20 protein-coding genes are annotated in these 22854 nt (G+C 35.7%); 19 read left to right on the top strand and 1 reads right to left on the bottom strand.

Translation table 11 applies throughout. The features are described from left to right. The first annotated feature begins 330 nt into the window (after positions 1 to 330). From ACW9SV_RS16770 to ACW9SV_RS16860, 19 genes are all read left to right on the top strand, one after another. Positions 331 to 1020 (top strand): ABC transporter ATP-binding protein, encoded by a 690-nt coding sequence (locus ACW9SV_RS16770; RefSeq protein WP_479557949.1) that lies wholly within the window; start codon positions 331 to 333, stop codon positions 1018 to 1020. A gap of 348 nt (positions 1021 to 1368) precedes the next feature. Then, the gene (locus ACW9SV_RS16775; protein ID WP_479557911.1) at positions 1369 to 2451 is read left to right on the top strand and encodes a DegT/DnrJ/EryC1/StrS family aminotransferase; all 1083 of its coding nucleotides are present in this window, start codon (positions 1369 to 1371) and stop codon (positions 2449 to 2451) included. 80 nt (positions 2452 to 2531) lie between these two features. Beyond that, positions 2532 to 3230: a WbqC family protein gene (locus ACW9SV_RS16780; RefSeq protein WP_479557912.1), complete on the top strand. Its 699-nt coding sequence runs from the start codon at positions 2532 to 2534 to the stop codon at positions 3228 to 3230. A gap of 48 nt (positions 3231 to 3278) precedes the next feature. Continuing rightward, the gene (locus tag ACW9SV_RS16785; RefSeq protein ID WP_479557913.1) at positions 3279 to 4559 is read left to right on the top strand and encodes an ATP-grasp domain-containing protein; all 1281 of its coding nucleotides are present in this window, start codon (positions 3279 to 3281) and stop codon (positions 4557 to 4559) included. 3 nt (positions 4560 to 4562) lie between these two features. Beyond that, complete coding sequence (locus tag ACW9SV_RS16790) at positions 4563 to 5690, top strand: polysaccharide pyruvyl transferase family protein (protein WP_479557914.1); 1128 nt, start codon at positions 4563 to 4565, stop codon at positions 5688 to 5690. Between the two features lie 44 nt (positions 5691 to 5734). After that, entirely contained in the window at positions 5735 to 6706 is a 972-nt protein-coding gene (locus ACW9SV_RS16795) for a glycosyltransferase family 2 protein (protein ID WP_479557915.1), read from the top strand. 1 nt (position 6707) lies between these two features. Continuing rightward, entirely contained in the window at positions 6708 to 7682 is a 975-nt protein-coding gene (locus tag ACW9SV_RS16800) for a glycosyltransferase (RefSeq protein ID WP_479557916.1), read from the top strand. A gap of 1 nt (position 7683) precedes the next feature. Beyond that, entirely contained in the window at positions 7684 to 8631 is a 948-nt protein-coding gene (locus ACW9SV_RS16805; RefSeq protein WP_479557917.1) for a glycosyltransferase family A protein, read from the top strand. A gap of 232 nt (positions 8632 to 8863) precedes the next feature. Further along, a complete protein-coding gene (locus ACW9SV_RS16810; protein ID WP_479557918.1) occupies positions 8864 to 9868 on the top strand; it encodes a hypothetical protein in 1005 nt (334 codons plus the stop codon). A gap of 10 nt (positions 9869 to 9878) precedes the next feature. Continuing rightward, positions 9879 to 10781 carry a glycosyltransferase family 8 protein gene (locus ACW9SV_RS16815; RefSeq protein ID WP_479557919.1) on the top strand — a complete coding sequence of 301 codons (903 nt, stop codon included), beginning with the start codon at positions 9879 to 9881 and terminating at the stop codon, positions 10779 to 10781. A 25-nt stretch (positions 10782 to 10806) separates the two neighbouring features. Continuing rightward, on the top strand, positions 10807 to 11799 hold the full coding sequence (locus ACW9SV_RS16820; protein ID WP_479557920.1) for a hypothetical protein: 993 nt from the start codon (positions 10807 to 10809) through the stop codon (positions 11797 to 11799). 1 nt (position 11800) lies between these two features. Then, complete coding sequence (locus tag ACW9SV_RS16825) at positions 11801 to 12685, top strand: hypothetical protein (protein WP_479557921.1); 885 nt, start codon at positions 11801 to 11803, stop codon at positions 12683 to 12685. 154 nt (positions 12686 to 12839) lie between these two features. After that, positions 12840 to 13973, top strand: a complete 1134-nt coding sequence (locus tag ACW9SV_RS16830; RefSeq protein WP_479557922.1) for an acyltransferase family protein — start codon at positions 12840 to 12842, stop codon at positions 13971 to 13973. A gap of 166 nt (positions 13974 to 14139) precedes the next feature. Then, the gene (locus tag ACW9SV_RS16835; protein ID WP_479557923.1) at positions 14140 to 15063 is read left to right on the top strand and encodes a glycosyltransferase family 2 protein; all 924 of its coding nucleotides are present in this window, start codon (positions 14140 to 14142) and stop codon (positions 15061 to 15063) included. A 219-nt stretch (positions 15064 to 15282) separates the two neighbouring features. Continuing rightward, a complete protein-coding gene (locus tag ACW9SV_RS16840) occupies positions 15283 to 16404 on the top strand; it encodes a glycosyltransferase family 4 protein (RefSeq protein WP_479557924.1) in 1122 nt (373 codons plus the stop codon). Further along, entirely contained in the window at positions 16397 to 17278 is an 882-nt protein-coding gene (locus tag ACW9SV_RS16845; RefSeq protein ID WP_479557925.1) for a glycosyltransferase family 2 protein, read from the top strand. Before ACW9SV_RS16840 ends, ACW9SV_RS16845 begins: the two co-directional genes overlap by 8 nt. A 4-nt stretch (positions 17279 to 17282) precedes the next feature. Beyond that, entirely contained in the window at positions 17283 to 19142 is a 1860-nt protein-coding gene (gene asnB / locus ACW9SV_RS16850) for an asparagine synthase (glutamine-hydrolyzing) (RefSeq protein WP_479557926.1), read from the top strand. Between the two features lie 4 nt (positions 19143 to 19146). Further along, entirely contained in the window at positions 19147 to 20370 is a 1224-nt protein-coding gene (locus tag ACW9SV_RS16855; protein WP_479557927.1) for a glycosyltransferase, read from the top strand. A gap of 115 nt (positions 20371 to 20485) precedes the next feature. Further along, positions 20486 to 21556 carry a glycosyltransferase family 4 protein gene (locus tag ACW9SV_RS16860; protein ID WP_479557928.1) on the top strand — a complete coding sequence of 357 codons (1071 nt, stop codon included), beginning with the start codon at positions 20486 to 20488 and terminating at the stop codon, positions 21554 to 21556. On the opposite strand, the gene ACW9SV_RS16865 is transcribed toward ACW9SV_RS16860, so the two are convergent. Continuing rightward, positions 21508 to 22851, bottom strand: a complete 1344-nt coding sequence (locus tag ACW9SV_RS16865) for a hypothetical protein (RefSeq protein WP_479557929.1) — start codon at positions 22849 to 22851, stop codon at positions 21508 to 21510. The genes ACW9SV_RS16860 and ACW9SV_RS16865 overlap by 49 nt on opposite strands. Positions 22852 to 22854: the final 3 nt, after the last annotated feature.

The raw sequence follows: 22854 nt of genomic DNA on the forward strand, positions 1-22854 counted from the left end.
ACCCAAAAGAGGGCCCAAACTCTTGATGCCCAGTCTTTCTTATATGCCCAAATTCCCATCAGAATTATAGAAATGGTGGCCATCTTGGGGGTGGTTACCATTTTTATCTATTCATTATTTTTCAGTAGGAATCCTGCACAAATTCTTACCATTGTTGGTCTCTTTGCGGCCGCTGCTTACCGTTTAATGCCATCTGTTAACCGAATGTTAACTTCTTTGGTAACTATTAAGCAGAATTCATATACTCTTTATGATTTAGAAAGGCAACGGGAATATGAGAATATGCCATGGGCTTCAGAAACCCAACAATCTTTAGAATTTAACCGCCAAATTGAGTTTCGTAATGTGGGATTCACCTTTCCTGGTGCCCATGTGCCTACTTTGAAAAGTATTAACCTTGCTATAAGAAAAGGAGAAAAGATTGGGCTAATAGGAAGTTCAGGTTCCGGTAAGACTACTTTGTTAAATATTCTTTTACGCTTTGTTCAAGAGACGCAAGGGCAAGTTGAGGTTGATGGCGTGCCTCTTACAAAAGAAAATATAAAATCTTGGCACAAATTGATAGGATACGTGAAGCAAGATACTTTCTTGATGGAAAGTACTATCAAAGAGAATATAACCTTGGGAGAGGAAACAGTAGATGAAAGCAGGTTGGCTTATGCTATTGAGCAGGCTTCTATGAAGAGTTTTATTGATTCCCTACCTGAAGGGGTAAATACTTACATTGGAGAGCGTGGATCAAAATTGTCAGGAGGCCAACGGCAAAGAATAGGTATTGCTAGGGCATTATATAAAGATACTAAAATCCTTCTCTTTGATGAAGCAACAAGTGCCTTAGATAACGAAACTGAACGGGAAGTAAGTGAGGCTATTTCTGGTTTAGCAAATACTGAAATAACAATACTTATCATAGCGCATAGAATTACTACTTTGAAGGACTGTAACAGAATATTTGAACTTAGAAAGGGAGAAATAGTGGCAGAACGTACTTATGAAGAGGTGCTGAAAGAAGTAATTTAAAGTAAATCTCTTTAGAACCGCCTAAGAACGATAATCCATAAATATGACAAGTATATTTATGCAAAAATTGATTAATTATATGGTATAAAAACAATTATTTGCTTAGATGTGGCAGCTTATATGTGTTATAAAATAGTGTTTGTTGTTTTGATCAACGTATCAAGTTGTGGTTTCAAATGGGTTATATTTTAAATAAACGCAATGAAATATTATTGGTATTTTTTTGGAATATATAAAGTAAAGTTGAATTCAATTGTCCTAAAAAATCTAATTCGCCATCTTTGTGCTTTCTAAGTCAAATGACAGAAGGTGATTTGACTTGTAACCCCAACAAAGAGTCTTAGCAAAATGATCAATGTAACTAAACCATTCCTGCCCCCTAAAGAAGAGTATGATGAGTATCTAAGCGGGATATGGAAGAGGGAATGGTTGACGAACAATGGACCTTTAGTAAACGAATTAGAACTCAAGTTGAAAGAGTATTTACAGGTTCGTCATTTACTATACTTAAATAATGGGACCATTGCTTTGCAAATAGCCATCAAAGCGCTAGGTCTTACAGGCGAAATTATAACTACTCCATTCTCCTACGTTGCTACCACCAGCAGCATTGTCTGGGAGGGTTGTAAACCGGTTTTTGTAGATATTCATCCAGAAACCCTAAACATAGACCCTTCTAAAATTGAAGAAGCCATTACTCCCGCTACTACTGGTATATTAGCTACCCATGTTTACGGGATACCCTGTGATGTGGAAGCCATCCAAAAAATTGCAGACAAGCATGGGTTGAAAGTGATCTATGATGCTGCCCATTGCTTTGGGACTAAATACAAAGGAAAATCTATTTTCGAGTATGGTGATGTGAGCACAACCAGTTTCCATGCTACAAAGCTATTTCATACAATAGAAGGTGGAGCTGTTTTCACAAACAGTCCAGACATTTTGAGAAAAATGTCTTTGATGAGGAACTTTGGACATACTGGTCCAGAAGAGTTTGGGGAGGTGGGAATAAATGGGAAAAGTTCAGAGTTTCATGCGGCAATGGGCTTAGTAAATCTAAAATATGTTGATGAAATACTGAATAAAAGAAAGGAGCTTACATTTTGTTATAATAGATACCTTAAAGATGTAAAGGGTTTTAGACCGAAAATTTCTTCAGAAACAACTTATAACTTCTCTTACTATCCATTAGTATTTGAATCTTCAGAGATGATGCAAAGTTGTTACAAGAGGCTGGCTGACAATAATATTTACTGTAGGAGATACTTTTATCCTTCGCTTTCCGATTTGAATTATGTTCAAAATTCGAACGAATTGCCAGTGTGTAGTTCTGTGGTTCAGAAGGTTCTCTGTCTTCCCCTTTATCATACTTTGAAAGATGAAGAAATTCATATGATTGCTAGGATAATATTACGAGTGCAAAACAATTAGCCATAATCTTGCATCATGGTATAAGTTTAAGCTTTTTACAAAAAAATAAGGTGGTGGATTTTCTAATTAAATTATAAGATATGAAGCTTGCAATAATGCAGCCATACTTGTTTCCTTATATAGGTTATTTTCAATTAGTTAAGGCAGTGGATAATTTTGTTATCTATGATGATGTTAACTACATAAAGAAGGGATGGATAAATAGGAATAATATATTATTGAATTCTGCTCCTGCCAGATTTACTGTTCCTCTAATTGGAGTAAGCCAAAATAAGTTAATTAATACTGTTGAAATAGATAATTATAATAAATGGAAAAATAGTTTTTTGAAGTCTATAACACAAGGTTATAAAAAGGCTCCATACTTTAATGAAGCATTTTCAATAATTGAGAAATCTTTGGAGCCCAATTATGAATATATATCCGACTTGTGTGTTAATAGTTTGTGTTATGTTGTTGAATACTTGAATGTCAAAACACAAATTGTGAGGTCTTCAACTGTTTATAATAATAAGGACTTGAAATCGCAAGATAGAATTTTAGATATATGTGGTAAAGAAAATGCATCTGAGTATATAAATCCGATTGGTGGCGTGAATCTCTATTCAAAAGAAGCTTTTTCAGATAAAAATATAAAGTTAAGTTTTCTGGAGCCTTTTGAAATTAAATATAAACAATTTGGTGAAAAGTTTGTACCATGGCTTTCAATTATAGATGTTATGATGTTCTTGTCGCCAACAGAAATAGATGCCTTGTTGAGAATGTATCGATTAGTTTGAATTACTTATTGAAAGCAGGTTTGCTTATAAAGTTATAAGATTAGGTTGATGGAGAAAAAGAAAGTCTTAGTTTATCCGTGTGGTTCAGAGAATGCATTAGAAGTATTCTATGCTATTAAAAATTCTGTTCATATAGAAGTTGTTGGAGCCACAAGTAAGGATGATCATAGTCCCCTCATATATAACTCTAAAGTTTTCAAACTTCCTAATGCAAACGATGAACAATTTATCAAAAAATTGAATCATTTGATAAATGAAGAAAAAATTGAGTTAATTTTCCCAACCCATGATACGGTTTCGCTTCTATTATCTAAGGACCAAACTCGCATAAACGCAAAGGTGATTACATCTGAGTTCTTAACTAATTCTATTTGCAGAGATAAATCAAAAACTTACGAATTATTTAAAGATAAAGATTTTTGTCCAATCCTCTATAATGTTCAAAATCCACCTTTCAAATACCCAATTTTTGCAAAACCTAATGTAGGAGAAGGAGCAAAAGGGGTATTAAAAATAAATACTGATATAGAATTTGCTAATCGAGCAAATGATTTAAATGACTTCGTTGTGCTTGAATACCTTCCAGGTAAAGAATATACAATAGATTGCTTTACAGATAGGAAGGGTAATTTGAGATTTTGTGGTGCAAGGGAGCGAGTAGCAGTTTTAATGGGAATATCTTTTCACAACATAGAATGTGAATTAACTGAAGAAATTTCAAAGATTGCTTCAACAATCAATAGTATGCTTTCACTGAGGGGTTTATGGTTCTTTCAGTTGAAAGAAGATAATCATGGTAAGCTAAAGCTTCTTGAAGTATCGACAAGAGTTGCAAGTTCAATGGGTTTCTTTAGACAGAAAGGAGTCAATCTTCCTCTATTAAGTATTTTTGATGCTTTAAATATGGATATTGAAATTTTAGTGAATGATTTCAATGTTGAACTGTTTCGGAGCACAATTAATAGGTATAAACTTAATATAAAATATGATAAACTTTATATAGATTTTGATGATACACTTGTGGTAAATGGCTCTGTGAATACATCATTGATTAAGCTTATTTATCAATCGATAGAAACAAAAAAGAAGGTATTCTTAATAACAAAACATGCGAAAGATATTCTAGTTACTTTAGAATCATATAAAATAAGTCCTCATTTATTTGATGGTATATATGTTTTGAAGATGAATGAAAAAAAATCGGATGTGATAGAGAAAGAAGGTTCTATATTTATTGATAATTGGTATTTAGAAAGGAAAGAGGTTAGAACAACCCTAGGTATACCTGTGTTTGATGTTGATGCTGTTGATAGTTTAGTTTTCGGATAAGATATGAGAAATTTACAGATCGCGATGTTTTCTTTCGCTGATATTAATAATTATGGAGATATTTTGTTTTCTCACATTTTTAAGAAAGAAGTGCAGTCGAGAATTCCAAATACAGAGTTTACTTTCTTTTCTCCCGCTAGTGCTATTGTTGAAGAATTTGAGTACGTCTCTTATAAAAAAGAAAAAGTTAATGGTAATTATGATGCTCTAGTTTTAGCAGGAGGAGAAGTAGTTCATTTTTATGATGAGAAAACTTGGATACCTATTTATAAAAAAAATAATTTGATAATTGAGTCATATAGACCCTCAGATGTAGTTTGGGATTGGGCAGACTGTGAAGCTAATTACAAAGCTTGGCTCTCAGTAGGTGTTAGGCCTTTTGGTGAAGATGTTGATTTTAGTAGAGTTAGTCGAACAATACAGAATTTAGATTTTATCTCAGTAAGAGGAATTCTTTCAAAGAAAGCACTTGAAAACAAGCTTGAATATTATGATTCAAATATTAATTTATTACCGGATTTAGGTTGGTTATTTCCTGAATTATTAAAGTCAAGTGGGAAGTTTGGAAGGTTCTATAGAGAATATATAGATTCAGAGAAGTATGTTATATATCAGGTGAATTCAATTGATAATGATGAAGCTAAGTCTATAGCTGAATCATTATTGAAGTTTGAAGATTATTCTGGTCTGAAGGTTTATTTATTGCCTGTAATACATCCTTGGGAAGATGATAAATACTTGAAGATAATAATGGAGTTGTCTAAAGGAAAAATACAGATGCTACCCACTAAGCTAAAGACCCTAGAAATTGCTGATATTTTAGTTCACGCTGAACTTGTGTTGAGTTCTAGCTTGCATGCTGCAATAACTGCCTTAGCTTTTGGTGTGCCTGCTGCCATCATAAATAAATGGCCTGGAACAAAGTTGCAAGATCTTTTTGGTCTTCAGTTTAGAACTGAATTCTTGTCAAAAGATGTAGGTTCTACATTCGATATGTTAGTTAAGCTTCATGATACAAAACTGGAATATGCAAGCTCATTGCGGTTATATTCTTTATTCATGATTGAACGACTTAAAGTAGCATTTGATAATTTGTGCCTTAATATATTAAAAGCAAGTAATTTAGCTTGATGATATTTTTTCGTTTTAATACTTTCTTCTAATTACTTTACTAAATGAGGCCAATAGTAAGTGTCATTTCCCTTGTATATAATCATGAACCTTTTTTAAAAGAATCTATTGAGGGATTCTTGATGCAGAAGACCAATTTTCCTTTTGAGGTAATTATACATGATGACGCTTCAAAAGACAATTCTCAATCAATAATTAGAAAGTATCAAACGCAATTTCCGGATATTATAAAACCTATTCTTCAGGAAGTTAATCAGAAGTCTATTGGGGGAGGTATTGTTACTAGAACAGCTTTTGCCGCGGCTAGTGGTAAGTATATCGCATTGTGCGAAGGAGATGACTATTGGATTGATGAGTTCAAACTCCAGAAACAGGTAGATTTTATGGAGTCAAATCCTGAGTTTTCAATTTGCTTTCATAGGGTTTATGAAGAACGTGCAAACAATAGAACTCTTTCTAATTTAGGATTTGATTTTGAAAAAAGTTTTTCCATAAATGATTTAGCAGAAGGAAATTTTATTCATACTCCATCTGTATTATTTAGAAACTTTACTAACAAAGGGTTTCCCTTATGGATGAATGAGTCTCCGGTAGGCGACTATGTCCTGCATATGCTAAACGCAAGATATGGTAAAATCAAATATTTTCCAGAAGTTATGTCTGTATACAGACTTCATCCAAATAGTATGTGGTCTAGTCAAAATAGAGTTACAATTTTAGAAAGGTGGATTAAGGTCCTAAAACTTATTCAACAAGGTGATTTTGAGGAAGATGTATTAAACATTCTTGTTAAACAAGAAATGAAGTATGTTAATGAACTATTGTCACTTTATTTAGAAACAGACATGGATAAGTTTATTGAAAGTCTGAAAGGATATAGTTCTGAGAATCCAAAAATAGGGGAGGAATGGTTGTATTCCCGCCTTCCCTCTTATATACAGAATTATAAAAACTCCAATACTTTTAAGTTGGTGAAAAAAATTGGTTCTTTTAAAGACAGATTCATCAAAAAGTAGAATGAAAGTATCTGTTGCGCTTTGTACCTATAATGGAGAATCATACTTAACTCAACAGTTAACCAGTATTCTCAACCAGTCTCGTCCAGTTGATGAGATTGTGATTTTAGATGATAGGTCTTGTGACAATACCATTTCTATAATAAGAGAATTTCAATTAAAGTATCCTGGAGTAATAACTTATTCAATTAATGAGCAGCAATTAGGGTCATTTAGGAACTTTGAGAAAGCAATTAGGAAATGTTCTGGTTCCTATATATTCCTTGCCGATCAGGATGATGTATGGTTGCCTGAAAAAGTGGAGGTGATGACTCAGTTCCTGAATTCTAATTCAGATGTTAATGGTTGTTTTAGTGATGCTGAATTAATTGATAATAAGAGTAATCCTCTAAATCTTACCATGTGGGACTCAATTGGAGTCAAACATGCTGGTAAGCTAATGGCTGATAGAACAACACTGTTTAAGTTTATACTCATTAATTATAATGTAGTAACAGGTGCTACTCTAGCCATTAGGTCTACCGCTCTACCAAAGATTCTTCCCTTTATAAAAAGGTATGAATCTGAACAACATGACGAAGCAATTGCTTTGGATTTGTCAAGTGAAAAATCCCTGGTACCTCTAAACAGAACGCTGATTAAATATCGTATCCATTCAAACCAGCAGGTTGGTACTTTGTCTAAGGAGCAGTGGAAAAATGTACAAGATTTAAAATATAAGGTCTGGAAAGAGGGATATTTGACAATGGACTTGGAAGTAGCAATTTACGAGGCTTGGAAATACGTACAAAGAGCTCAGTTGTATTGCAATAAACCAAGTTTAGAACATTATAAAGAAGAAGCAATACAGACCTTTGAAAAGGTAAGAAATTCCTACCTGCAAAAACAAAATTTTATTAGAAGAAAAAAAGTTTTGTTTGATTGGTATCGACGATCTGAATTTGCTACTTCTCTTTACCAAGTAATGATGCTTTAAAATGGTTTCAGTAATAATCCCTAATTACAATCACGCTCTTTATCTAAAGCAAAGGATTGATTCTATACTCTCTCAAACTTACCAAAACTTTGAGTTGATCATTCTAGATGACTGTTCTACTGATAACAGTAAAGAAGTTATTGAACAATACAGGTTACATCCCAAGGTAAGTTTTATTATCTATAATGAAGAGAACAGCGGGACAACGTTCAAGCAGTGGAAGAAGGGTATTGAATTAGCTAAAGGTGATTGGGTTTGGATAGCTGAAAGTGACGATTATTGTGAGCCAAGTTTTCTTGATAACTTGATGAATGAGGTTGCTAGTAGGCCAAAAGTTGTTTTAGCCTATTGCCAAAGTATCATGTTTACAAATGATCAACACATACACACTAAAACTCATTGGGAAGAATTGGTTTCCCAAATGTCTGGTAAAGACTGGGTGGGGTCAGAAATGTTGGGAACTTGTAATCTTTTAAATGCCAGTATGGCTTTATTTAAAAGAAGTGCAGCCTTTAGTATAGATTGGTCAATCACTGAATTCAAGCTTTGCGGTGATTGGTTTTTTTGGACCCAGATTGCTTCAAAGGGTGAAGTGCTTATCTCTGGTAAATACCATAATTATTTTAGAAAGCACCTTAAAAGTGCTTCTAATAGTCCTTCTAAGAATGGAGCTTATTATTTGGAAGGAGTAAAGGTGTTTAACTATGCCCTAAATACTTTTAAGTTTAGTGAAATTGAGGTGGAGAAAGGCCTGATGAGGTATGTAACCCACTTCTACTATAATATAAGTGAGATAGAGCAAGAAGATGTACTAAGAAAGGCTTGGAAGAGTATTGAAAGAATAGATAAAGTAAAAGCCTTGAAATTCTTAAATGAACATAAGAAGGCTGAAAAACAAGAAAGAGTTAAAAGAACCTTACGACAGGTTTTTTTTCTTAAAAAAGGGTAGCAATTTTCTACATAATTCTGTCCAAAGAAATTAAGAAGTTATGGTTTAACTTTGCGTTTCAAACACTTTACATTAGATTTTTTTTATCTTTTTAAATGTTTGGTTTTAAGGTAACCTTTGTTCTTTGACCTCGTTGAAGGCTTCATTGAAAATAACTATTCTCAACCATTAAAAATTGAGGTTTTTACTTAAGTTATATTTATTGGCTTTTTTTTATAATAAAACAAATAGAATGCTCGGCTTCACAATATGCTCCAATAACTATTTTGCGTATGCTTCGGTTTTGGTAAAAAGTTGGTTTGACCATTATCCACAGAGTGAGTTTGTGGTTGTCCTGGTAGATGAATTACATCCTGATGTTAATTATAACCTTCATCCTTCATTGAAGGTGATTCCCTTGAATGATCTCAGAATCCCTAAACTGTCTGAATTGATTCAGAAGTATAACATAGTTGAACTTAATACTGCTATAAAGGCAGATGCCTTTCTTTATTTATATAAACATTATACCCCAAGCAGCATTGTTTATCTAGACCCTGATACAAAGGTATTTAGTCCATTAGTTGAGGTAGAAGAGTTGTTGAAAGAAAATGGTATTGTAGTAACTCCCCATTTTATTACGCCAATAGATGATGAATACTCCACTACTGACTATAAAATGATAGGAAGTGGATTATTCAACTTAGGCTTCATTGGTTTGGGTGCTTTTAAGGCAGTTGAGCCATTCTTACTTTGGTGGAGAGATAGGTTATATAAGTATTGCTATTATGATCTTTCCAAAAATATGTTTTATGATCAGGTATGGTGTAATTATGTGGTTGTCTTTTTTGATAATTATTATATCACTAAACATTTAGGATATAATGTTGCCAACTGGAATTTTCATGAGAGATTTTTAGAGAAGACAAAAGATTCATATTTAATTAACGGCGAATATTTACTTAGGTTTTTTCACTTTAGTGGTTATAAACATACTTATCCCAAATTGATTTCTAGATACCATGAAAGGTATACTTTTGAAAGCAGGCCTGACATGGTTCAAGTTTATAGTGATTATCAGAAAGAGTTGTTAGATGCTGGTGCTGAAAAATTAAGCCAAATTCCATGCGTGTATTTTGAAAAGCACAAGTTGATGAAAGCTGAACTTGAAAGACAAACCTGGAATAAATTGCCATTCAAAGCCAAAGTAATCAAGCGATTGGTAAATTATGGTAGAAGGTTAGCTTATGGGCAATAGTTGTATTTCTATGTTTCATTTAGCAATTGCATTTGATCAAAATTACCTAACCCAATTTTATGCGTTAGCAGCCTCTATATTTGACAATAACAAAGGCAAAAGTATCTGTATTCACGCTATTGTTTCTGGTGTTACTGAAATCGAAAAATCACAGATAGATAAATATTGTCAAAAGCACAGTAGTAAGATTGTCTATTATCAAATAGATGAGAAGCTTGCCTCCAAATTTGTGCTTACAGGAAAATGGACCCCGGCAGTATATTATCGCTTGTTTTTCCCTCTTTTAGTTTCTAATGAGGTGACAAGGTTACTTTACCTTGATACTGATATCTTGGTAATTGGTGACTTGGATGAACTTTACTCTTCAGATTTGGGAAACCACCCCGTAGGGGCCGTTTATGACAATTGGGTTAAGACTGCGCCTTATCTAGGTATCAACCAGGAGGGAAATTATTTTAATTCAGGTGTTTTGTTGATTGATATCAAAAAATGGCAAGATCAGCAAATTTCTGAACGAGCAATGGAGTTTCTACATAAGCATCCAGAAAAAATAAAGTTTGTAGACCAGGATGCTCTTAATGCAGTGTTGATAAACAATTGGAAAAAGCTTGATCCGAAGTTTAATCTTATGTACTCCCTCTTGCCAGAAGGTGTTTCTAAAAAAGAATTAACGAGCTTTGTAACCGATAAGGTTATATTGCATTTTACATTGCAAAGACCATGGTTTCTGTTGTGCAAAAACCGGTTTCGTGATTTGTATTTTCTCTATCTTAAAAAGTCACCAGCTCATAACAACAGGAAAGTGGTTGACTTTTCCTGGGATAAGTTGCCGGCCCTGATTAAACTTCGGATTCTTGAACTTTATTTTGACCTCCCCTTCTTACAAACATTTTGGCGTAAGATTAAAGGTTAATTATTTGCATTAGCACTTTATATCAATGACAAATCTAGTATTACAATCATTTGGAAGAGAAAGTGAGTATAAACGGGCTATATTAACTGTCCTTAGTTATTATGCGCATACAAGCCTTCCTTTAAATGAAACACGTGTTATACTCTTTACAGATAAACCAGAATACTTTACGGATTTCTTACTTGAATTGCCTATTTCCTATGTAATTCTCAGCCCAGAGAAAATAACCCAAATGCGTGGAAGGATTGATTTTCTGCATCGCATGAAGATTGCCTTAATTGAAGAGGCATTTACAATGATTGAGGGCAACATGTTGTATGCAGATTCAGATACATTTTTTGTTGCGGATCCTACTGCATTGGTTGAAAGTGTGACTCCTACTAAAAGCTTTATGCATTTATGGGAGTATGAGTTTGAGAGCATGAGAACACTACCTCTTCCCGCTGGTGAAACTTTCCGAGCTTTTCTGAAATTAATTGAAAAGAAAAATTTTAGGCTTTCAGATGGCACTAGTTTGACTGTAAAGCCAACCGATGTTTCATGGAATGCAGGAGTAATGATTTTTCATCCAGAGCATGCCAAGTTTATCGCAGACGTGTATGCTCTCACAGATCAGTTTTACCCAGAAACTCGCAATCATGCCAGTGAACAATATGCTTTCTCTGTCATGTTGCAAAAGAACACAAGTCTTTCATCCTGCGATTCAGTAATATACCACTACTGGTATAGGGTGAAGAAACAAATTATTGACCAGTATTTAGGTGTTGAACTCAGCGCTGCTTTCGCAACCTCTCCCCTGTCTAAGAAATTACAGATTGTAAGAGAATGGACAAAGGAATTACCTCATTTATTTACAAAGCATGTTCTTACTTTAAAGGATAAGGCTATACAAGCATTTAATGAGAACAACTTTTCTACAGGTTACCGTCATGCTTTAAAAGCTTTGCTTATAGAGCCGAGCAACATTGATTTCATAAAAGACCTGTTATATCATACCAAGCGGTTAGTTAAAAAGTAAAATGATAAAGGTTGGCTATTGTGTGGCTTACGATTGGGAAATGTTGAAGCATTCTATCCCTTCAATTTATGATGAAGCTGAGGTTATTTGTTTATCTGTAGATAAGAATAGACAGAGTTGGTCTGGATCTCCTTTCTCTTGGAACGAGCAAGGGTTTCGTGATATGGTCAAGCAAATTGATCCTAAAGGGAAGATAAAAGTTTATGAAGATAACTTCTATAACCCAAATCTGTTGCCAATGCAAAATGAAGTTGCGCAAAGAAATAAGATCGCAAAATTCTTGGGACCTGGAGGTTGGCATGTGCAATTAGATGCTGATGAATATTTCTTGGACTTCACAGGTTTTGTCAAATATCTTAGAGGTTTTAGTAGTAGCAAAAAAGTTAATATCTGCTGCCCTATGATTAACCTGTACAAGCAGCTGCCTGAAGGTATGTTATGGATAAAGCCTGATTCGTTTAAAAACATCGAATATTTTGCCATCGCAACTCAATATCCTTCTTATGAATATGGAAGAAGAAACGGAAATTTTGATGTTTTGACTGAGTTCCCCATTTTGCATCAGTCATGGGCCAGAAGTGAGTCAGAGATATGGGAGAAATTAAATAATTGGGGGCATGCCAAAGATTTTGATGTAAATAAATATTTTGATCTTTGGAAAAGGGCGTCTATTGTCACTTACTCAACCTACAAAGATTTTCACCACCTGCATCCAAAAACTTGGCCTGCCTTGGACCTAGTTCCTGGGGTGTCTTCTATTATGGAGTTAATTCTTCATAAATCATATAATTTTGAGTTGCCGATAACCAGAATGGAACTGGTGAAAAAGAATTCCATTTGGCTGTCTCGGATAAGGAAAATCTTTAGTAAGCTGTCAAATAAATAGAAATTTTTGATAATTATTTTTACAAGCGGTAGTTGTTAGTACTATATAGCTTAGTACTTTATAATTTGTTTATACAAGGATTATTTCTCTTGTAATGCCAGATTGCTTTAATACACTATATACTACTATTAATATTTACAATAAATAACAAAGTTTGGAAAAGAAGAAAGTTTTCTTTAATAATTTAGATGGGCTGAGGTTTTTTGCTTTTGCATTGGTTTTCCTTCAGCATGCCTTTGGTAATATTATTGTTGAGAATCCTGTTGAGAACAAAATATTAAATCAGTTACTTACTTTTTTATTAATTGGGGGTGGAACAGGGGTCTCTGTTTTTTTTGTTTTAAGTGGATTTTTGATTACTTATTTGGTTTTAGTAGAGATTAATTTGAATGGAAAATTAGACATTAAAGCCTTTTATATAAGAAGAAGTTTGCGGATTTGGCCCCTATATTTCTTTGTGGTTTTTTTTGCTTTTCACATTTACCCTTTTCTTAAATCTGTTTTAGGAATCTACTCAAATCTATGCTCTCAATCATTATACTATTATCTTTTCCTGGCGAATTTTGATGTGATTAATATACAACACTTGTGTCCTGGCCAGGATTCAATGATAGAAGCAATTACCTGGTCTGTGGCCATAGAAGAACAATTTTATTTAGTTTGGCCTCTTTTATTTTTCCTCGTCCCTAAGCGATACTTTATTTATATCTTCTTCTCTGTAATCGCATTATCATTATGGTTTAGATGGGACAACGCCAATGACCATCCTGTGCTCTACTTTCATACGCTTAGTGTCTGTGGTGATTTGGCTGTCGGAGGGCTAGGCGCCTATTTTGCCTATAATTCTAAAAAATTTATTTGTTTTTTAAGGGACCTTAAGCCTGTGTATATCTTGATGGTTTATCTCCTGGGCCTATTTTTTTGTGTTTTTGGTTTCGGATTTAATTTTGGAGTGTTCGATAGAATGATTAGATCAGCTTTCTTTTTGTTTATAATATTAGAACAAAATTTCAATGAAACATCGTCCTTCAAACTCTCTAAACTAAATTATGTTTCAAAAGCAGGAAAGTATACTTATGGTTATTATTTACTGCATCCTATTGCTATTTTGATTGTTTCTAATGTGGAAAGGTTGATTGGTGTTAAGGGGTTAGGTAGTCTTTTAATAGTAATAAATGGTGTATTAGCATTTGTTATCACAATAGTAATAAGCTATTTTAGTTATCATTATTTTGAAGCTTATTTTATAAGGCTAAAGTCAAAGTTCTCCTATATTAGTAAAGATTGATAGGTGTGTAACTTGGCTTTCAAGTTTGTTGTAACTTTGGTTTGTTTTAGAGATTCGTTTAATGTTGTTTTATGATAACATTACCAATCACAGCTGGTTTTTAGTTTGGCTAAGCTTTTGTAGTTTTACTATAAATAACATGCTGCTGTGAGTATAAATTTAAACAATGGAAATTAGTATTATTATTCCATCAAAAGATCGGAACAGCATTCTTTTTGAGTCTTTAGATAAAGCATATCGTGCAATCAAGCAGATATCTGCGGAAATCATTGTCATCAATGACTCCAAAACAGATCCAATCAAACTCAAGAGTGATTGGTTAGACAAAGTAAAAGTTATTGATAACCCTAAAAGCGGAGTGGCCTCAGCCCGGAATCTTGGTGCTTCAAAAGCACTTTCAGATCTGATATTGTTTATGGATGACGATATGTGGATAGCTGAAGAAAATATTCTAACCACTATAGCCTTACACAAGCAGTTGCCAGGCAATAGTTGTCTTAATTTGAATTGGGTTTATCCTGAGGAGTTGCAGATAAGAAATAAAACTACTCAATTTGGCCGCTATTTGACATATTTTGGGTTTGATACCTTCAAAGGCTGGTGCCGAGGGTTGAATTGGGAAGACAATAAAATATTTCCAGCCCAAGGAATAACGAGCCAATACCTCTCCTTCTTGAAAGAAACCTTTTTGCGATCAGGGGGGTATGACGAGAAATTCCCTCATGCAGGATTTGAGGATCATGAATTTGGGAAGCGTTTAATAAGATTAGGGGTTCAACCTTATATCTATCCATTAAGCATGTTGTACCATAATGAAGCAGACAGAATGGAGGTGAAGTCTTGGTTAGCTCGTAAGAAAAGGGGGGGGGAGACAAAAAGGGTGGCCGTGGAGATGGGTGTTGATGATCTTGCGTATCACTATAATGGCTTCAAAGCTTTTGTTTATAAACTAATAGACCGGAATCAATCTTTTTTCTTCTTACTTTTGAAGTTAATACCCAACCATAGGATGTTTGATTTCGCTTACAACAGAATATTTAATTTAATGTTGGGGTCTGCCTTGTACAGCGGTTATACAAAAACAGTGTAAGTGTTGAAGGTGATTTCTTGTTATTCTTCTTTGCAACTAGAATGTGTTCTGTGAAGACTGATATGCCTTTCTTTTCCTGCCATATATGAGTGTAAGTTGATTGAAGTCCAAATAGGAGTATTATTAATTAAGTCATTTCTGATGTCCATAGATGCGAATTAATCCACTAGATGATTTTTATTTTCCATGGTTATCGTCAAACACAGTGTATAGTACAGGATGAAGGAAAGAGTGAAATCAGTAACCTATATTGTTTCAAACATAGATAAAGCCTTATCATTTGAATGGATAGCCAGTGGGTTAGATAAGGATAACTTCTCTGTAAGTTTTATTTTATTGAATCCAGGTGAATCTAAACTGGAAATTTACTTAAAAGAACAACATGTGCCTGTTTATAGGATTAATTATAGAGGCAAAAAAGATTTAGTGCCTGCTTTCTATAAAACAGTACAATTGCTGAAGCTTTTAAAAACTGAAGTAATCCATTGTCATTTATTTGATGCCTCTCTTATTGGGTTGTCTGCGGGGCTCTTTTGTGGTATACATAAAAGAGTTTATACAAGACACCATTCTTCGTTGCATCATGTGTATTTTCCCAGAGCGGTTTATTATGATAAACTGATCAATACCATGGCTACTCATATTGTGGCTATCTCCAATAAAGTAAAGCAGATTTTGGTAGAACAAGAAGGGGTTAAAGAAAGGAAAGTCACCCTTATCCCTCATGGGTTTAAACTTGAAGAATTTGAACAGGTAGCTCAGTCAAGGGTGGAAGAACTTAAAGCGAAGTATAATTCCTCAAATACCTTTCCAGTAGTGGGTGTAATTGCCAGATATACCCATTGGAAGGGTATTCAATTTATTATTCCTGCCTTTAAATCTTTATTGACAGAGTATCCGGAAGCCCTTTTGGTACTCGCCAATGCTTCAGGTGACTATTCAGAAACTGTTCATGAGTTGTTGAAAGGAATTCCACAAAAGAATGTTTGTGAAATAAAGTTTGAGGCCGACATCATGGCTCTTTACAAGCTTTTTGATGTATACGTGCATGTTCCTATTGACGATCACTCAGAAGCTTATGGTCAAACGTACGTGGAAGCCCTAGCCTCTGGTATTCCTTCGGTTTTTACACACTCTGGGATTGCTACTGAATTTATTGAAAATAATAGGAATGCTCTAGTGGTTGATTATAAAAATTCTGACCAGATAAATTCAGCAGTTTTACAACTATTGAAAGATAAATCACTAAGAGATACTATCACTTCCTCAGGGAAAATGGATGTCTTTGAAAAGTTTACCTTCAGAAGAATGCTTGAATCCTTAGAACAATTGTATGCCTGATGCGCCATTGGTCTCTGTAATTATCCCATGTTATAATGCAGAGAGATTTATTCAAGAAACTGTTCATTCTGTTCTTACACAAACGTGCCAGGATTTTGAGGTCATCATTTTAAATGATGGCTCAACTGATGCTTCTGAGGCTAAGATTTTGGCGCTGAAAGATGAGCGTATATTTTATCATAACAAAATAAACAGTGGAGTTTCTGATACCAGGAATAAAGGTTTGATCTTGAGTAAAGGCGAGTTCGTATTGTTTCTTGATGCTGATGATGTACTTACCCCGGATTTCCTGGAAACTCGGTTGAATGTCCTGAGTAAGGATACCACCGTTGGCCATTGTTGTGGGAAAGTAATTAAGATAGATGAGAACAGTATAGTTAAACAGGAAGGTTTTAGAGGTACCTATAATAATGTTTTAAAAGAAATCCTTTTGTATGAACCCAGCATTATAACCTGCCCTTCTAATTATGTGATTAGAAAAAATGTCTTACTTGAAACTGGTGTTAGGTTCAATTCACGGCTTTCCAGTACGGCAGACCGGTTTTTCTTTATTGAATTATCTGGGAAATGTAAAGGAGGTTTTGTTTCACAAGGAGGTGAGCTGCTTTACAGGGTAAGTCAATCTAGTATGTCTCATAAGATTTCTAAAAGCTTGATTGATGATAATGAGCTTTTTTATGAGATGGTTTCTAGCATAGACATAATCCCTAAATCTATTTATAATGAGTTTAAGCCCATGATTACCTATATTCTGGGAGCGGCTTACATTCATTTAAAAGAATACAATAAAGGTTTATCTTATATGGGAAAAAGCTTTATTGCTAAACCAAATTACTTAGCGAAAAAGCTAAGCCAAAAAATTCTTAGTTCATAATAGTATGTGCGGTATTGCCGGTTTTATAGATTTAACGCAGAGTTCTTCCCGAAATGATTTAGAGGTAATCACTGATTGTATTGCCCATAGGGGACCTAATGCAGCTGGTTATTTTTTTGAGGGTGCTGTAGGGTTAGGACACAGGCGGTTAAGTATTCTTGATTTGTCTGAAGCAGCCAACCAACCGTTCTATTCGGCAAATGGCAGGTATGTGATTGTATTCAATGGTGAAGTATACAATTTTCAGGAAATTGCGAAGGAGTTGAATATTTCAATGCGCACTACTTCTGATACAGAAGTAGTGTTGGAGGCATACATTAAATGGGGGCCTAAAGCAATTAATCGGTTTAACGGTATGTTCGCGCTTGCCATTTATGACAAAGAAACCAAAAAGGTATTCCTAACGCGTGATAGGTTAGGGAAGAAACCAATCTATTACTATCATGATGGACAGCATTTTGCTTTTGCTTCAGAACTAAAGTCACTCACCAAACTTCCAATTGTAAGAAACAAGCTTTCTATTGACAAACAAGCTGTTAGCCAGTTTCTGTACTTGGGGTATATTCCCCGTCCTCTTTCCATTTACAACGAGATAAGGAAGATGGACTCTGGAACTTATATCTCCTTAGAGGATGGAAAGTTTGAAGAGATCAGCTATTGGAAACTGGAAGAACAGGTTAAGCCAGAGTTGGTGTCTGATGAGGCCGTTGCAAAGCAAACGTTGAAAGAACTTGTTACTAGTTCAGTTAGCTACCGCATGATCAGTGATGTGCCCTTTGGTACATTCCTGAGTGGTGGTATTGATTCAAGCCTGGTTACAGCCGTTGCCCAATCTGTTTCTGATAAGCCAATTAAAACATTTTCTATTGCATTTGACGCTACTAAGTACAACGAAGCGCAATTTGCCAGAGCGGTGTCGACGCATTTGGGTACTGAACACCATGAATTTAAGGTAACTGAGAAAGATGCTTTGGAATTGGTTGACCAATTAACAGGTATCTACGACGAGCCATACGCAGATTCGTCGGCTATCCCTACATTGTTGGTGTCTGAACTCGCCCGTAAACATGTTACCATGGCACTTTCTGGTGATGGCGGAGATGAATTGTTCTTCGGGTATGGAATGTACCAGTGGGCGAACAGATTAAATAATCCTCTGTTCAATGTATTAAGAAAGCCTATTAGCCAGGTATTGAATACCCTAGGCAACCGATATGAAAGGGCAGCCACCGTTTTTAACTATTCTGATTCAAACCGAATAAAGAGCCACATTTTTTCTCAGGAGCAATATTTGTTCTCTGAGGTTGAATTGCAAACGCTACTTACCTCAAATTATACTCAACCGCTCTCTCTGAATGAGAACTTATCGGTTTCTGCAAGGGAGTTGAACCCAATGGAAGAACAGGCTTTGTTTGATATGAAATACTACCTGCAGGATGATCTGATGGTAAAAGTAGACAGAGCCTCTATGCGTCACTCTCTGGAAAGCCGTACGCCTTTGCTGGATTACCGCATTGTAGAGTTTGCTCTGAATTTGGATCCTAAATTGAAGTACAAAGATGGGGTGGCAAAGTATCTGTTGAAGCAGGTGCTGTATGACTATGTTCCATCCGCTATGTTTGACCGGCCTAAATGGGGATTCTCAGTTCCTCTTGGCCAATGGTTGAAAGGTGATTTAAAGTATCTGATCGATACTTATTTAAGCCAGGAATGCATTGAAAGGTTTAATGTGGTGAACCATGAGTATGTAAAACGATTGAAAGACAGTTTCTTTGCCGGCAAAGACTATTTGTACAACCGAATCTGGCTTTTGATTGTGCTTCATAAGTGGTTGGATTATAACGATGGCCTACAGGCAGAATAGTACTATGAAAAGTAAATCAGTGCTCTTTATCTCCTATGATGGAATGACCGATCCTTTGGGGCAATCGCAGGTACTGCCGTATTTATGTGGCCTGAGTGCCCGGGGATATGTGGTTAGTCTTTTGTCTTGTGAGAAGCCAGAGAGGTTTTCTAAAAACAAGTCAGTGATTGAGGAGATTGTCAAAGCGAATAACATAGATTGGAGACCAATTCCTTTCACGGCAAGTCCGCCTGTGTTGGCTAAATATTATGATTTATACCAGTTGCGTAAGAAAGCTGAAGAGCTGCATAAAGAGAAAAAGTTTGATTTAGTTCACTGCAGAAGTTACGTAAGTATCTCTGTGGGGCTAGCTCTGAAGAAGAAGTACGGGGTAAAGCTCCTGTTTGATATGCGTGGTTTCTGGGTAGATGAGCGGGTAGATGGTGGTGCCTGGAACCTGAATAATCCGTTCTATAAATTTGCCTATAAGAATTACAAAAAGAAGGAAGCAACGTACATATCTGGCTCTGATGCTATCATAAGCCTGACCGAAGCTGGTAAGCGGGAAATCCAAACCTGGGGAAGCTACCAGAAGGTACCTATTCAGGTGATACCTTGCAGCGCAGATTTCAACTTGTTCAAGCTTAATACTTCCAACGAAAAGGTGGCGTCCAGACAATTGCTAGGCATCAACCAGAATGCGTTAGTGATTAGTTACCTTGGCTCTGTAGGGGCCTGGTACATGTTGAACGAAATGTTGGCTCTTTTTTCCAAAATAAAGGAAAAGTACCCCAATGCTGTCTTTCTCTTCATCACGACAGAACCTGCAGAACTTATTTATGAAGCTGGAACTAAATATAATTTGTCTTCTAATAATTTCGTAGTGCGGAGTGCCTCCCGAAAAGAGGTTCCAGCTTTCATTGCTGCCTCTGATATCAACCTCTTTTTCATAAAACAGAGTTATTCCAAAATAGCAAGTTCGCCTACAAAGTTGGGTGAAATCCTAGCGATGGGTATCCCCGTCATTTGTAATTCAAAAGTTGGCGATGTGAAGGAGATTGTTGAATCCATGAACGCCGGTATTGCGATTGATGATTTTAGTGAGAAAAGCTATAAAGCAGTTTTGAACGCTATTCCCTCTCTGTTAGAAAAAGATCCGAGCAAAATAAGAGCAAATGCACTGGAGTACTATACGCTTGAGAATGCAATCAAGAAATATGCCCATGTGTATGGCAATTTAATTTCATAACAGTAGACCTATTTAATTCTGTTGACCTGCAATTATGAACCTCACAGGTTTGTGCTATTGTCTTTCATGGGAAACCTGCCCCAATATTCTTTTATTACGGATAATTTACCTTTAAATGAATCAGAAGATTCTTTTTGTTGTCCCTTATCCTGAAGGTAAGGCACCTTCTCAGCGTTTTAGGTTTGAACAATACTTTGACATCTTATCCTCTTCTGGATTCACTTTTCAGGTAGCTCCTTTTCTGGATAACGCTACATGGACTATTTTATATAAGAAAGGGAAAACGCTGTCTAAAGCATTCGGCATACTCAAGGGCTTTTTGCGCAGAATTCTTCTTTTATCTAAAGTAGGAAAGTTTGATTATGTTTTCATTCATAGAGAAGCCACACCTATAGGCCCCCCTTGGTTTGAATGGGTGGTGGCTAACGTGTTCAAAAAAAAAGTAATCTACGATTTTGATGATGCCATTTGGATACCTAATACCTCAGAGGCAAATAAGATAGTAGCGGGTATTAAGTGGCACCATAAAGTGGGGCAAATCTGTAAATGGGCTTATAAAATAAGTTGCGGAAACGCTTATTTACAATCTTACGCAAAAGAGTTTAATAACAACGCTTATGTGATCCCAACTACTATAGATACAGTTGGACACCACAATAAAATTAAGGAGCAAAGAGAAGAACCGGTTGTAATTGGCTGGACTGGTACGCACTCTACTATGAAGTATCTGGAGCCATTGGTGCCCGTGTTGCAGCAACTTGAAGAACTCTATGCATTCAAGTTTCTAGTGATCTCCAACAGCAACCCTGGGTTCTCCCTTAAATCATTGGTGTACCTTCCTTGGCAAAAAGAAACTGAGATAGAAGATCTTCTAAAATTCAACATAGGAGTTATGCCCCTTGTGAATGACCCTTGGTCCAATGGCAAGTGTGCGTTTAAGGCCCTTCAGTATATGGCGCTGGGAATTCCTGCAGTAGTTTCTCCGGTAGGCATGAATACGGAAGTAGTAGATGATGGGGTGAATGGATATGTGTGTGCAACGCCGCAGGAATGGTATTCCGCTTTGGAAACCATGCTGCTAGATCCAAGCAAAAGAAGCGAATTTGGGAAAGCCGCAAGAAAGAAAATTGAAAGCTGTTACGCCGTTACTGCCATTCGTGCAAATTTCTTAGGTCTTTTTGCGTGAGCTTGCATGATGTAAATAGCGCTTAAGTAAAAGGGCATCAAAGGAATCTTGTAGCGAACCAGCGTTCCGAAGTTCCCACTGTTAGTACCCACTCCAAACGCAAAGACTAAGGAAAAGACCAAACAAAAGGTAAGAATCGGTTTTGACTTTATCAGACTTAATGTTTTAAGGAACCCTGTTTTGTAAAAAAAACGAAGTGTCAAAAACAAGAAAATAGAAGCTTCAATAGCAGAAAGGAGCATTACTGGATTTCTGGTTTCCCATAGAAACGGTCTATACAGCGCCACCACAATGGCTTGTGGAGCTACTCTTATCATACTGCCGAGACTCCCATCAAAGGACCCTATATTATAGGCTGAACCGGAGGCAACTTGTTCACTCAGGTACTCGCTGTTTATTTTTGTGCGCTCTCCGATTTTATCAAGATCATATCTTTCATCTCCTGCTGTCAAATTTGTAGCTCCCAAGAATGCCACTACCAACCCAAGACCCAAAAACAACGGTTTTGCAACCATTCTAAGAATTGGACTTTTTATTCTGGCATTATTTTCAAAAAACACCCAGAAAATAGCAGGAGGCAAGAAAGACATTAAAATGTATACTTTCACTGAGTAGAGCACATATGCTGCTGCAAAAGCCAAGGCCAATGATTTAAATAGCTTTTTCTTTTCTATTAAGCCTGAGTAAAACCCATAGAAAAGCCAGCCTAAAGCTCCAATGGTTATAGAGTCTTTCAATAAACCAGAGCCCCAAAAGAAAACGGAGGGTAAAAAGAAGCAGGCAATTGCAAATTCTTTGTGAAGTTTAGGATACATCTTCAAAAAGGTCAGGTACATGGCCCAAATACCGGTAAAGCTGATAAAAGCAAAGAAGATGGCAATTACTGCATAGGAACTGCCACTCAAAATACCAAAGACAGTTGCCAGTTTTATGATGAAGAACTCTGTAGAAGACGTATACCAAAGAATTTGGCTCGCATATTGAAAAGTACTAGGATCATACTCTCCGTTAGAGAAAAGCAACTTTAAGCCGACACCAGGATCTGTATAGAAGGCATCTACCACGATTCTACTCTGTCTATAATAGTTACCTGAGTCTCCCCCTACTGAATTACCATCGCCATAATAGAACTGATAGATAAGCCCTATGCAGATTGCCCCCACAATCTTGACAGTTAAGGCTAGGATAAAATGTTTTTTAGTGTACTTATTCGTGAATTTTGGCCTTAACCAGTAGGCTAGTGCATAAATAAGAATCAAAAATATAGGAGCAAGAAATAAGTCTTTTAATTCCATTCT

Source organism: Rufibacter sp. JT20002, assembly GCF_056491185.1.